The following is a 12,335-nucleotide window of genomic DNA, read 5'->3' on the forward strand; positions in this document are numbered from 1 at the left end:
AAACAACAATAACGCGATGTTGGCCCATTTGCCAGAGAAAACAGCCAGTTTTCCCCGGACCTGTGACGAGAACTACCCATGGGGGATCAATGGCTACGACCCGTTCACCTGCTCGTTACCCGGGCGCGTGGGAAACTATCACCATGGAACCCGCCTTCAGACCGTCCGCTGACGTACCCGATCCGCAATCGGTTGCGGAAAAATGGTGGTCCGCAAACGCCGAACAATATCTCGCCGAACATCCGTCGCTCGGTGACGTTCGATTTCAGTGGGGGCCGGAAGGCTGGACGGAAGAGGATCTGCAAATTCTCCCAGCAGTGCCGGGACGTATTCTCGAGGTCGGTGCTGGCGCCGCTCAGTGCTCCCGCTGGCTTGCCTCGAAGGGGCACAACGTCACCGCTTCAGACATCTCGAAGGGCATGCTGTCGGCCGCGGAGCTACTCAACGAGAAGACCGGGATCGCGTTCCCGCTCATCCACTCCAGCATTGACGCTATGCCTTTCGGCGATTCGTCCTTCGACACGGTGTTCACGTCGTTTGGGGCCCTCAGCTTTATCCCTGACCTCGGCCCTGCCTTCGCGGAAGTTTTTCGTGTCCTCTCCCCCGGCGGCCTGTGGGCCTACTCCGTCACCCACCCGTTCTCGTGGGTGTTCCCCGATTCGCCCTATGCGGATGACCTCAAGGTGATCCGCCCCTACGGGAAGAGGGAGGCCTACGTCGAATCAGATCGTGCAGGCACGTCCTACGCAGAGTTCCCGCACACGCTTTCCGATCACATCAACGGCCTCGTCCGAGCAGGCTTCGCAATCGACGACATCCTCGAGCCTGCGTGGCCGGTGGCCAATGCCGAGACGTGGGGCGGGTGGGGTCCCGACCGGGGAGCGATGCTCCCCAGCACCCTTATTGTCAGTGCGCGGCGGCCCGCCAGTTAGGCCCAACACCGACGCCGACGGAAAGCGGGACCGACAGGTCAACGGCCGCCCCCATCTTCTCCTCAACGAGTGCACGGACGTCCGCTTCCTCGCCGGGAGCAATCTCCAGGACAAGTTCGTCGTGGACCTGGAGGAGAACGCGCGAGGTGTGCTTCGCGGTCGTCAGGGCCTCGTCGACGCCGAGCATGGCGATCTTGATGATGTCGGCAGCCGATCCCTGGATTGGTGCGTTGAGCGCCATCCGCTCCGCAGCATCCCGGCGCTGACGATTGTCGGATGTCAGGTCGGGCAGGTAGCGCCTGCGTCCCAGGATTGTTGACGTGTAACCGTCCTTCCGTGCCTGGGCGACAACGGACTCGAGGTAGTTGCGTACCGCTCCGAACCGTTCGAAGTAGTCGTCCATGAGTTGCTGGGCCTCGCTACGTTCGATGCGGAGCTGTCGGGACAGCCCGAATGCGGACAGGCCGTAGGCTAGCCCGTAGCTCATGGCCTTGATCTTGTTTCGCTGGGTCGGGCTGACTTCCTCGGGCGCAATACCGTAGACGTGCCCGGCCACGTACGAGTGGAGGTCTTCCCCGTCAATGAAGGCCTGGATGAGAGCGGCGTCGCCCGACTGGTGGGCCATGAGCCTCATCTCGATCTGCGAGTAGTCCACGGTCATGATCGACTCGTAGCCAGGACCGGGGATAAAGGCCTCGCGGATCCGCTGGCCCTCCTCTGTGCGGGCGTGGATGTTTTGCAGGTTCGGTTCGGTCGACGACAGGCGGCCGGTGGCTGCCACGGTCTGCTGGAAGGAGGTGTGAATCCGCCCATCGTCCAGGACGGACTTGGCGAGTCCTTCAACGGACTGCTTCAGCTTGATTGCATCGCGATGCTCGAGGAGCTGGCCCAGAAACTCACGCCCGGCAACAGCCTGGTCGTCCTCGCGGAACGCGAGCTGGGTGTAGAGATCCGTGAGGGCCTCCGCGTTCGTCGTGTATCCCGATTTGGTCTTACGCGTCGGGGGTAGGCCGAGCTCCTCAAAGAGAACGCCCTGGAGCTGCTTGGGGCTCGACAGATTCACCTCGTGGCCAATTGCGGCATAGGCCGAGTCAGCGGCGCGGTTCACCCGGCCGTCAAACTCCTTGAAGAGATCGTCGAAGACGGCCTTGTCGGAAGCAATTCCAATGTCCTCCATACGCGCCAGGATGGTCATGAGGGGCGTTTCAATGCCCTGCAGGAGGTCCGTGGAACCCCGCTTCTCGACCTCGTCCAGCAGGACGGACGAAAGCGGAAGCAGCGACCATGCTCTGCTTGCCGGGCCTTCCATGCCAGCTCCGCCAAGCCCAAGCCCCAGGTCGAGCTCAGCGGCCTCGATCTCGGGCAGAGTAACACCAATGTGGCGGACCACGAGGTCGGGAAGATCGTAGCTGCGCTGGTCCGGGTGGAGGATGTAGGCGGCCAGCTCCGTGTCCACCTCAACACCGGCAAGCTCTGCACCGAACGACCCCTTGATCGCATGCCACGTCCACTTCGCGCCGTGAATGATCTTCTTAGCCTCGGGGTTCTCAATCCAGGCAACAAAAGCTTTCTCGTCTTCGGGCTAAGGTCCGTGCGGTCCGCAACAAGAGCCTGCCCGGAGTCGAGCGCGAGCGAGATCCGGGTGATGTCACCGCGGTGCGGGCTGCCGGCGCCTTCAATGAACAGTCCGATGGTCTCTGAACCAAACTCATTGAGCCAGTCATCAATGTCGCCGGCGCTTGCCGCCGCGGCCTCGAGCGCCTCCATGGCGTCCCCGGCCTGCTCGGTGTCACCATCGGCGAGCGGTAGCTCTGCCAGGACTCGCGGGCGGAGCGAGGTAAAATCGAGAAGGTCGAAGAGCTGGTGGACCGCTTCGCGGTTCACGCCCCTGGGCACCAAGTCCTCGAAGCCCACCTCGAGCGGCATATCCCTCAGCAGGTGGTTGAGCTTCCGGTTGAGCTTTACCTGGTCAAGGTTATCGCGCAGGCTCTGACCGACCTTGCCGCCGATCTCGTCCGCATGCTCGATGATTCCGTCGAGATCCCCGTATTGGTTGATCCACTTCTGTGCCGTCTTCGGCCCCACGCCGGGAACTCCGGGCAGGTTGTCGGCTTGCTCGCCCACCAGGGCTGCAAGGTCCGGGTACTGCTCGGGGGTGACACCTGCGCGTTCCTTGACGACATCCGGTGTCATCTCCAACATCTGCGATCTCGGCATCGGGTACAGCAGGGTCACGTTGTCGTTGACGAGCTGGTAGGTGTCCTTGTCCCCCGACGAGATCACCACATCCATCCCTTCATCAACACCCCGCGCCGAAAGCGTAGCCACAATGTCGTCGGCCTCGTACTGGTCTTTCGTAATCCAGGCGATCCCGAGCGTGTCGAGAACTTCCTGAATCAGCGGGATCTGGCCCTTGAACTCTTCGGGGGTTTCGGCTCGCCCGCCCTTGTAGGGCGCGTACTCCTTTGTGCGGAACGTCCCTCCCGACAGATCGAAAGCAACCGCAACATGCGTGGGCTGAACATCGGCGTACAGCTTTAGCAGGGTGTTGAGGAATCCGTGGATTCCGTTCGTGTACTGTCCCTGGTCGGTCCGGAAGGCATCTTTCGGAAGTGCGAAGAAGCTGCGGAACGCGAGGGAGTGGCCGTCGAGAAGAAGGAGTCGTTGATTCACAAGACTAGAGTACGTGGCGGTCCAGATAAATTCAGTAACCGGTTATCCTGGTGCGCATGGATCATCTCAAGCGGGGACACGGGCCCCTTGCCGATAAGCTCGGCGTCGTCTTTCATTCCATGACCGATACTTCAGCCGAAGCAACGATGCCGGTCGAAGGGAACACGCAGCCATATGGCCTGCTGCACGGCGGAATGAATGGTTTCCTCGTTGAACACCTCGCCTCCGGACTCGCCATGAGGCACTGCCCGCCCGACCTTGTTCCCGTGGGAACCGACCTACACGTCTCGCATGTCTCCCCCGCAACCGCCGACTCGGTCCGAGCGGTCGCCACCCTCCAGTCGAAATCCAAGGGCTCAATTTGGGTCCGCGTGAAAATCTTCTCAGGTGAGCGCCTCACCGCCTTTGGCTCGCTCACCCTCCGGTTCGTCACGCCCCGGATCTAAAGGCAGGGCACCATCGCTCGCTCGACCCATCACTGCTCGGGGCTGAACCCCGTCGTCAGCGGTTGAGCCAAGCCAGGAGGAGATAAGCCAACCGCGGGCAGGTCGGCAACAGACACGTCAAGCAGACAAGCCAACCACGGGCAAGCCAACACGATAACGGATTCAAAGGGCCGGGCCTAGCATCAAGCTGGGCCCGGTCCTTCTCTGTCCATGTCGCCGTGACGATACCGCAAGCGGCTCGCGGCACGAGGATTGTTTTAGTCTGCGCGTCCGACCTGGTCGATGACTGCGTCGGCTACTTCCTTCATGGTGAGCCTGCGGTCCATGGACGTCTTCTGGATCCAGCGGAACGCCTCGGGTTCCGTCAGTCCCATCTTCGACATGAGGAGGCCCTTCGCACGGTCCACCTGCTTGCGGGTCTCGAACTGCTCGGTGAGGTTAGCGACCTCGCTCTCGAGCGAGACGATCTCCTGGAAGCGGGATACTGCGATCTCGACTGCCGGGATCAGGTCGGCCGGCGTGAACGGCTTGACCACGTATGCCATGGCGCCAGCATCGCGTGCTCGCTCCACAAGCTCGGACTGCGAGAATGCGGTCAGCATGACGACCGCACAGGTGCGGTTGGCGAGAATCTGCTCGGCGGCGGTGATCCCGTCCATGCCCGGCATCTTCACGTCCATGACAACAACATCCGGTTCGAATTCCTTGGCCTTTTCAATGGCCTCTTCACCATTGCTTGCTTCACCAACGACATCGATTCCAGCATCGGTCAGGGTTTCAACAATATCGAGGCGAATGAGAGCCTCGTCTTCAACGACGAGCGCACGATAGTGGCGCTCCTCGTTCTCGCCGACAACGTCGTCAGCATTGATCTCGAGGTCATCGAGGGAGCTGTCTTCTTTCTTTACCACCGCGGACTCCTTTGGCACGATACGGCGTTTGGGCCATCCATTGCCCATGGACATTATCGCCCCAAGATTATCGGTCCCGCTGAGGTTTCGTCATATCTAATCGCACGCTTGCACGGTCTTGCAGATATTTCGACAGGAAATTGCCTAAGAAACCCGCGTCGTTTCAATATTTCTGCAACGAAACTACCACTTTGTGAATCCTCTTACTGTGTCTCACAAGCTCGTGGTCCAGCGGCCCCACAGGGCCCACTCGAGTGCACATGGAACGGACACATACGTCGGGCGCCGACATGGGAAAAGCCCTATTCAGCAAGGTTCTACGCGAGTAACGTCTATCGACAATGAAGTTTGTCGCAGCTCTCCATAGGTACGCCCCATCAGTAGACAGAGCAGGCATGCCTTCCATTTGCCATTCATCCTCGATACTCTTCTATTACCGATTCTTTGCAGACTTGCCGCAAATTGATGCAAAGTGCGACAACCCGACTCTTTTAGTTCTTCGATTAGAGAACTCCCATAACTCTCTCCTCTTCATGTCATAACCGGCACTTTTACTGATAGTTAAGTAACTCAACCGGCTACTTCATAGCCGGAAATAGGTAAGGATTAGATATGTCGCGCAAACTCTGGGTAGCGACCGGAACTCTTGGCGTTCTTGGGATTGCCGCGGGGACGGGTTTTGCCGTCGCGGGAAGCGATGACACCCCAAATCCGTCCGGCATCGTAAAGTTTGCCTCCGCAACCACGACCGCCTCGCCAAGCCAGACCAACTCAACAACCGCGACGTCTACGGTATCGGCTCGTTCGACGGTGACCACGCAGTCAACGCAGACGGCTGTCAGTACGTCATCTCCGACCGGCGCTGCGAGCGTCCCCTCCCCGGTATCCGCTCAGACACCGGCTCCTGCAGTGACGCGCACGCCGGTTCGGACCCAGGCACCAGCTCCTGCGCGTACCCAGGCTCCTGCGCCCGCACGGACCCAGGCACCGGCTCCCGCTCCTAAGCCGGCCCCTGCACCCGCACCCATTCAGGTATCGGCACCGAGCCCAGTTTCCGCTCAGAGTCCCGTCTCGGCACCGACCCCGGCCCCAACGGCTTCACCCGTCTCGGCAGAGTCTCCGGATTCACCTGACTCCCCCGAGTCCGCGGACGCGGCTGACTAGACCCGTCTCGGCGTCGTGCAGCCTGTCAATCCTTGAGTGCGGAGCCGCGGCGGTATGGTGTCCCGGCAGATGATCATCCTGCCGGGGCACCATGCTGTCGTTTCGCGTTCCAGCGCAAAGCCCGACCGCCCAGTCCCCTCGGATCATGCGCGAACTGGTGGATCAATCGTGAGGCCCTACCCGGGCATGGTCATGCGCGGATCTAGCGCATGGGTATCGAACCGCGTGTGGGCATGAAAATGCCCCGATCCACAGGGCCTGGGGCTCACTGACGGATCAGGGCGTGGTACTCCGGGCGGGACTTGAACCCGCATGCCTTTCGGCGCCGCATTTTGAGTGCGGTGTGTCTGCCAATTCCACCACCGGAGCTGAGGGCTCAGCGAACCGAGCCCAGGAAGATACTCTAGTTGAAATCTCCCACAATGTTCCTACTCGGCATGGTCTCACCAATCTTGTGGACCCTGATTGAGTTCGTGGAACCAACGGTACCCGGGGGCATACCCGAGACAATAACAACGCGCTCGTCGTCCTCTACGAGACCCTTCTGGCGCAGGATGTTATCGACCTGGTTCACCATGTCGTCAGTGTGTGCGACCTCGGGAACGATGACGGCCTCAACACCCCACGAGAGCGCGAGAGTGTTCCTCGTCGACTCGAACGGGGTGAAGACGAGGTGCGGGATCGGGGACCGCAGGCGCGACATGCGGCGGGCGGTGAGGCCCGACGTGGTGAACGTGACGGCGTAGCGGCAGTCGAGAGCCTCGGCAATGTCGAGGGCCGCGCGGGTGATGATGCCGTTGCGGGTCTGGCGCAGGCCGGTCAGCTGAGCAATGTTCTCCATGCCGTGCTGCTCGGTGTACGAGATGATGTCGCTCATGACGTTGACGCATTCGATCGGGTACTGACCGACCGAGGTCTCACCGGACAGCATGACAGCGTCAGCACCGTCGAGGATCGCGTTGGCGCAGTCGGATGCCTCTGCACGCGTCGGGCGCGGGCTGGTGATCATCGACTCGAGAACCTGGGTGGCGACGATCACGGGCTTCGACTTGCGGCGCGCTAGATCGATGCAACGCTTCTGGACGGTGGGGACCTGCTCGAGCGGAAGCTCAACGCCGAGGTCGCCACGAGCAACCATGAGGCCGTCAAACACGTTGACGATCTCTTCGAGGTTCTCTACAGCCTGGGGCTTTTCGATCTTTGCGACGACGGGAACCTTGCGGCCGACCCTGTCCATGACCTCGTAGACATCGCCGATGTCCTTGGCGGAGCGGACGAACGACAGGGCGATCAGGTCGGCTCCGAGGTTCAGTGCCCACTCGAGGTCGATCTTGTCCTTCTCGGACAGTGCCGGCACGGAGACGGCAACGCCGGGCAGGTTAACGCCCTTATGGTTGGAGACCGGGCCACCGACCAGAACCTCGGTGATAACGCGTGGGCCAACAACTTCCTTCACCTTGATGAGGATGTTGCCGTCGTCGATCAGGATCTCGTCGCCGGGCTTGCAGTCGGCGGGCAGTCCCTTAAACGTTGTGGAGACCATGTCCTTGTCGCCAAGGATGTCTTCGGTCGTGATGGTGAACTCATCGCCCTTGCGGAGGATGACGGAGCCGTCGGCGAAATTACCCAGACGGATCTTGGGGCCCTGAAGGTCAACGAGGATGGCAACGGCCTTCCCTGTCTCCTCGGCCGCGGCACGGACGTTCCGGTAGGTCTCCTCATGGTCCGCGTGCGTTCCATGAGAGGCGTTGATGCGCGCAACATTCATACCGGCTTCAACCAGTTCGCGCGTCTTCTCCTTACTGGACGTGGCAGGACCAATGGTGCAGACAATTTTCGCTCTTCGCATGACACCAACATTACCCAACTAAAGTCCTAGATTTGCAGTCACACACGATAATTCCTGCCACATTCACCCGGCATTATCCCGATTTGGCAAATTTCCTGGCAGGCGATGACTCGAGTGCACCTATGTGCGCACCGGATTAGAAGTGCCCGGATGACGATTGCTCGCCTTCCGGGCACCCAAACCAGAGTTCATCTCAGGTCGCGTTGCTACTTCTCAGTCTCCGTATTTTCATCCTTCGCCTCCGCGCGTGTCGCGGAGGACGCCCGGTGTTTGGCGGCGTTCTTGGCTGACCTATCGCTTTCGCCAAACGCTTCAGCTTCCGAGTTATCGGAATCCGAAGATTCGGTAGGACTGTCCGCTGAGGTGGCCGTGGCACCTTCAGCAGACGACGCACTTTCTGCCGAGGCCGCGCTGTCTGCGGAGTCCGCGTCCGGATCGGTCTGCGGGCCGTGCCCGGGCAGGTAGATGTCGTCGGCGTCGTCGCGTTCGCGCACGACCTTGGTGCGCCAGGCGAACATGACGGCTGCGAGAGCGAAGATGATGATCGAGGTCCAGACGTTGAGTCTGAGCCCGAGAACCATTTCTGCTTCGTCGATGCGGAGGTTTTCAATCCATACGCGGCCCAGCGTGTAGATCATGATGTAGGCCCAGAAGGTTTGGCCTCCGCGGAGGTTGAACTTGCGTTCCAGGGCCACGAGGGCAACGGCGCCAATGAGGCACCAGATCAGTTCGTACAGGAACGTCGGATGGAAGAGAGTCCCGTCCGGGTATCCCCCAACGATGTTCTCCGGGTCGATCTCCAGCCCCCAGGGCAGGTCTGTCGGCTTACCGTAGAGCTCCTGGTTGAAGTAGTTTCCGAGTCGGCCGATCGCCTGAGCGAGAAGCATACCGGGGGCAAGAGCATCCGCAAAGGGAGCTATTCGCAGACCGCGTCGCTTCAGCCCAATCCAGGCTCCCACGGCACCGAGTGCGACGGCTCCCCAGATACCGAGCCCGCCTTCCCAGACTCGAAAGATCTTTGTCAGGTCGCCGTTCTCACCAAAGTACGGGTCGGGCGTTGTGAAGATGTGGTAGAGCCGGGCCCCCACAATTCCGAATACCACCATCCACACAGCCACATCGAGGCTGACTTCGGCCGGGCCGCCCTTGCGGCGGTAGCGCTTTTCCAGCACCCACCAGGCGACAACGATGCCAATGAGAATGGCGATGGCGTAGGCCCGCAAAGGTAGCGGACCGATCATCCACACCCCTTCGGACGGGGACGGGATTGATAGTGAAAGCATGCTCACCCTTCGCGGTGGGATCCGGCAGCGAGTTCCGTTGCCAGATCGCGGAGCTTCCGAAGGCTCGGGTCCTCCGAAAGCGCATGGATTAGTGCGGAGCCCACAATAACACCATCCGCGTATTCGGCGATCTCGGCCGCCTGCTCTCGCGTCGATACACCAAGGCCCACGCAGACGCGTTCCCCGCCTGCGTAGCGAGTATCGGCGACCAGCTTGCGTGCCCGATCATCGACCTGCGCGCGGGCGCCCGTCACACCCATCGTTGACGCGGCGTAGACGAAGCCGGTCGAGGCATCGGCCGTGAGCTTGAGGCGCTCAGGACGCGATGATGGTGCGACCAGGAAGATTCGGTCGAGGCCGTATTCGTCCGAGGCTGCGATCCACTCCCCCGCCTCCTCGGGAATGAGGTCGGGCGTGATGAGGCCGGCTCCGCCGGCGTTCTTGAAGTCGCGCGCGAACCTATCGACGCCGTAGCGGTGGACGAGGTTGAAGTACGTCATGACCTCAACGGCTGCGCCCGTGGCGGCAACCTGCTCGACCACTCCGAACAGGTCCTTGACCTTGAAGCCGTTTGCGAGGGCTTCCTGGGTGGTCTTCTGAATGATCGGGCCATCCATGCTCGGATCCGAGTACGGCAGTCCAAGCTCAATGATGTCGGCACCGGATTCGACAACGGCTATGGCCGCGTCGGCACTTCCCTGAACTGACGGATATCCGGTCGGAAGATAGGCGACGAATGCTGCCCCGCCCTTTGCCTTGGCGGCATCGATTTTCTCTGCTGCCCTCATATCAGTGCACCTCTCGCGTCGCGGAACCGTCCAGCCCAAACCAGTCAGCGGCCGTAGCTACATCCTTGTCTCCCCTGCCCGAGAGGCAGACGAGAATCGTGGAATCCGGGTTTTCCTTACCGAAGCGAATGGCTCCGGCCAAGGCGTGTGCGGATTCGATGGCGGGAATGATTCCCTCGGTTCGAGACAGCAGGGCAAAGGCTTCCATCGCCTCAGCATCCGTCACCGGCTCGTATTCGGCGCGCTTGATGGATGCCAGGTAGGAGTGTTCGGGGCCGACCCCCGGGTAGTCGAGACCCGCGGAAATCGAATGGGACGCGAGCGTTTGACCGTCTTCGTCCTGAAGCAGGTAGGTCTTCGCGCCGTGCAGAACGCCCACGTCACCGACGGTGATCGGCGCCGCGTGCCTGCCGCTCTCCATGCCTTCACCGGCGGCCTCGAGACCGATGAGGCGAACATCCTCATTCTCCAAGAATGCCGTGAAGGTGCCGATGGCGTTAGAGCCGCCACCGACGCACGCCAGAACGGCATCCGGCAGGGATCCGGTCAGGTCGAGAACCTGCTGGCGTGCCTCTTCACCAATGATCTTCTGCAGATCGCGGACGAGGGCCGGGAACGGGTGCGGGCCTGCGGCCGTACCGAAGATGTAGTTGGTCGTATCGACGCTAGCCACCCATTCGCGGAACGCTTCGTTGATCGCGTCCTTCAGCGTGGAGGAACCCTGGTGGACAGAAACGACCTCGGCGCCGAGCAGTCGCATGCGGGCGACGTTGAGGGCCTGGCGGCGAATGTCCTCGGCACCCATGTAGATCGTGCACTCAAGCCCGAGAAGGGCGGCGGCAGTTGCCGTGGCAACTCCGTGCTGTCCGGCCCCGGTCTCCGCAATGACACGGGTCTTGCCGAGGCTGCGGGTCAGAAGGGCCTGGCCAAGAACGTTGTTGATCTTGTGCGAACCCGTATGGTTGAGATCCTCGCGCTTGAGGATGACGCGGGCACCGCCGCAGTGCTCGGCAAAGCGCGGCACCTCGGTGATGATCGAGGGGCGTCCCGTGTACGTTTTCTGGAGCTCGGCGAGCTCCTCGAGGAAGGCGGGGTCAGCCTTGAGCTTCTCCCACCCGTCGGTCAGATCGTCCAGCGCCGCCATGAGCGCCTCGGGAATGTACCTGCCGCCGAATTCACCAAAGTAGGGGCCAGTCAGTTCGCTTGCCTTCATGCTTCCTCCACGATCCGAATCATCTCGGAAACCGCTGCGCGGGGTTACCGGATTTCACGAGTGCCTCGCCGGTCAGAACAGCATCGGCACCGGCCTTCGCGTAAGCGAGAACGTCCTCCGGCCCGGAAACACCGGACTCGGCAACCTTGATAATCGTGTCCGGAACGAGCGACACAAGCTTCTCAAATACGGACATGTCAACATCGAGGGTCTTGAGGTTGCGGGCGTTGATGCCAATAACCTTGGCGTTCGTCTTGAGTGCGCGCTCAACCTCTTCCTCATCGTGCACCTCAACCAGCGCCGTCATGCCCAGCTCCTGGGTGAGTGCCAGGAAGGAGGTGAGCTCTTCGTCGGTCAGCGACGCAACGATGAGAAGCACAATGTCGGCCCCGTGGGCCCGGGCCTCGTAGATCTGGTATTCGGTGACAACGAAGTCCTTGCGCAGAACCGGTACGGAGACCTTCTGGCGTACGCGGTCAAGATCGCCAAGCGATCCGCCGAAGCGGCGCTTCTCGGTCAGGACGGAGATTGCCGCTGCGCCGCCCGACTGGTATTCCACTGCCAGGTCCCCCGGCTCGGGGATATTGGCAAGAGCGCCCTTTGAGGGGCTGGAGCGCTTAACCTCGGAAATGATGGAGATACCGGGGCAAGAAGGGCCGCCCTCGCATCGAGTGCCGGCGGAGCGGCCAGTGCGGCTTCCTTCACCCGCTCCAAGGGCATCTCGGCCTCTCGTACGGCGAGATCTTCACGCACGCCAACAATGATCTCGTCAAGAACAGTCATGACAACCTTTCAGTAAAAAATGAGGGGCGCCGAGGCGCCCCTGCAGTGCCTCGGTTCAGTCTTCGTACCAGGCGCCGCCCTTGGCGGTGTCTGTGAGCGAACGGGGCTGGCCCTTGCCCGTCTTCAGGAGAACGTAGGAAAGGGCGAGAGAAAGAACGAGGACGCCAACGCCTGCCCAGGCGAGCGGCTCGGAGAAAATGACGCCAAGTCCAATAACAAGCGCCGCGATACAGCAGCCCAACGCCATCGTCCATCCGGCCTTCGTGCGGCCGTGGTTCTCGTAGGGAACGGCA

Annotated in this window: 10 protein-coding genes, 1 tRNA gene and 3 pseudogenes; 3 read left to right on the plus strand and 11 right to left on the minus strand. The window is 61.3% G+C overall.

All coding sequences use genetic code 11. The features are described 5' to 3' along the window. Positions 1 to 89: 89 nt before the first annotated feature. Complete coding sequence (locus tag EJ997_RS03945) at positions 90 to 932, plus strand: class I SAM-dependent methyltransferase (protein WP_228201570.1); 843 nt, start codon at positions 90 to 92, stop codon at positions 930 to 932. Here EJ997_RS03945 and EJ997_RS14180 read toward each other — a convergent pair. The 3 genes and pseudogenes from EJ997_RS14180 to EJ997_RS14190 all read right to left on the minus strand — a co-directional run. Beyond that, positions 907 to 2,127: a DNA polymerase gene (locus EJ997_RS14180; RefSeq protein ID WP_323052630.1), complete on the minus strand. Its 1,221-nt coding sequence runs from the start codon at positions 2,125 to 2,127 to the stop codon at positions 907 to 909. The two genes, EJ997_RS03945 and EJ997_RS14180, sit on opposite strands and share 26 nt — an antisense overlap. 243 nt (positions 2,128 to 2,370) lie before the next feature. Next, positions 2,371 to 2,484, minus strand: a pseudogene (locus EJ997_RS14185) (hypothetical protein); the annotation flags it as partial. Positions 2,485 to 2,867: 383 nt separating this feature from the next. Beyond that, a pseudogene (locus EJ997_RS14190) lies at positions 2,868 to 3,605 on the minus strand (5'-3' exonuclease); the annotation flags it as partial. 56 nt (positions 3,606 to 3,661) lie between these two features. Here EJ997_RS14190 and EJ997_RS03955 point away from each other — a divergent pair. Then, a complete protein-coding gene (locus EJ997_RS03955) occupies positions 3,662 to 4,051 on the plus strand; it encodes a PaaI family thioesterase (protein ID WP_126703431.1) in 390 nt (129 codons plus the stop codon). Positions 4,052 to 4,308: 257 nt separating this feature from the next. Here EJ997_RS03955 and EJ997_RS03960 read toward each other — a convergent pair whose 3' ends face one another. Further along, positions 4,309 to 4,923: an ANTAR domain-containing response regulator gene (locus tag EJ997_RS03960; RefSeq protein WP_228201611.1), complete on the minus strand. Its 615-nt coding sequence runs from the start codon at positions 4,921 to 4,923 to the stop codon at positions 4,309 to 4,311. Between the two features lie 651 nt (positions 4,924 to 5,574). On the opposite strand from EJ997_RS03960, the gene EJ997_RS12860 reads away from it, so the two are divergent. Continuing rightward, the gene (locus tag EJ997_RS12860; RefSeq protein WP_164719776.1) at positions 5,575 to 6,126 is read left to right on the plus strand and encodes a hypothetical protein; all 552 of its coding nucleotides are present in this window, start codon (positions 5,575 to 5,577) and stop codon (positions 6,124 to 6,126) included. 284 nt (positions 6,127 to 6,410) lie between these two features. Here EJ997_RS12860 and EJ997_RS03965 read toward each other — a convergent pair. The 7 genes and pseudogenes from EJ997_RS03965 to EJ997_RS03995 form a co-directional block, all read right to left on the minus strand. Continuing rightward, positions 6,411 to 6,495: transfer RNA gene (locus EJ997_RS03965), tRNA-Leu, on the minus strand. Positions 6,496 to 6,529: 34 nt separating this feature from the next. Further along, a complete protein-coding gene (gene pyk, locus EJ997_RS03970) occupies positions 6,530 to 7,975 on the minus strand; it encodes a pyruvate kinase (RefSeq protein WP_126703432.1) in 1,446 nt (481 codons plus the stop codon). A gap of 206 nt (positions 7,976 to 8,181) precedes the next feature. Beyond that, positions 8,182 to 9,258, minus strand: coding sequence for a prolipoprotein diacylglyceryl transferase (lgt, locus tag EJ997_RS03975; RefSeq protein ID WP_126703433.1), 1,077 nt, complete (start codon positions 9,256 to 9,258; stop codon positions 8,182 to 8,184). Positions 9,259 to 9,260: 2 nt separating this feature from the next. Next, complete coding sequence (gene trpA / locus EJ997_RS03980; RefSeq protein WP_126703434.1) at positions 9,261 to 10,046, minus strand: tryptophan synthase subunit alpha; 786 nt, start codon at positions 10,044 to 10,046, stop codon at positions 9,261 to 9,263. 1 nt (position 10,047) lies between these two features. Further along, a complete protein-coding gene (gene trpB, locus EJ997_RS03985) occupies positions 10,048 to 11,259 on the minus strand; it encodes a tryptophan synthase subunit beta (RefSeq protein ID WP_126703435.1) in 1,212 nt (403 codons plus the stop codon). A 19-nt stretch (positions 11,260 to 11,278) separates the two neighbouring features. Continuing rightward, positions 11,279 to 11,899, minus strand: coding sequence for an indole-3-glycerol phosphate synthase TrpC (gene trpC / locus EJ997_RS03990; protein WP_228201612.1), 621 nt, complete (start codon positions 11,897 to 11,899; stop codon positions 11,279 to 11,281). A gap of 198 nt (positions 11,900 to 12,097) precedes the next feature. Further along, positions 12,098 to 12,307: pseudogene (locus EJ997_RS03995) on the minus strand (hypothetical protein); the annotation flags it as partial. Positions 12,308 to 12,335 lie beyond the last annotated feature (28 nt).

The organism is Flaviflexus ciconiae (assembly GCF_003971195.1).
GTDB classification, from domain to species: Bacteria; Actinomycetota; Actinomycetes; order Actinomycetales; family Actinomycetaceae; genus Flaviflexus; species Flaviflexus ciconiae.

What these genes read in the sequence shown, in the direction of transcription:
- EJ997_RS03945 (WP_228201570.1), top strand. Translation starts at nt 90, where the DNA reads ATGGCTACGACCCGTTCACCTGCTCGTTACCCGGGCGCGTGGGAAACT.
- EJ997_RS14180 (WP_323052630.1), bottom strand. Translation starts at nt 2,127, where the DNA reads ATGACCATCCTGGCGCGTATGGAGGACATTGGAATTGCTTCCGACAAG.
- EJ997_RS03955 (WP_126703431.1), top strand. Translation starts at nt 3,662, where the DNA reads ATGGATCATCTCAAGCGGGGACACGGGCCCCTTGCCGATAAGCTCGGC.
- EJ997_RS12860 (WP_164719776.1), top strand. Translation starts at nt 5,575, where the DNA reads ATGTCGCGCAAACTCTGGGTAGCGACCGGAACTCTTGGCGTTCTTGGG.
- pyk (WP_126703432.1), bottom strand. Translation starts at nt 7,975, where the DNA reads ATGCGAAGAGCGAAAATTGTCTGCACCATTGGTCCTGCCACGTCCAGT.
- lgt (WP_126703433.1), bottom strand. Translation starts at nt 9,258, where the DNA reads ATGCTTTCACTATCAATCCCGTCCCCGTCCGAAGGGGTGTGGATGATC.
- trpA (WP_126703434.1), bottom strand. Translation starts at nt 10,046, where the DNA reads ATGAGGGCAGCAGAGAAAATCGATGCCGCCAAGGCAAAGGGCGGGGCA.
- trpB (WP_126703435.1), bottom strand. Translation starts at nt 11,259, where the DNA reads ATGAAGGCAAGCGAACTGACTGGCCCCTACTTTGGTGAATTCGGCGGC.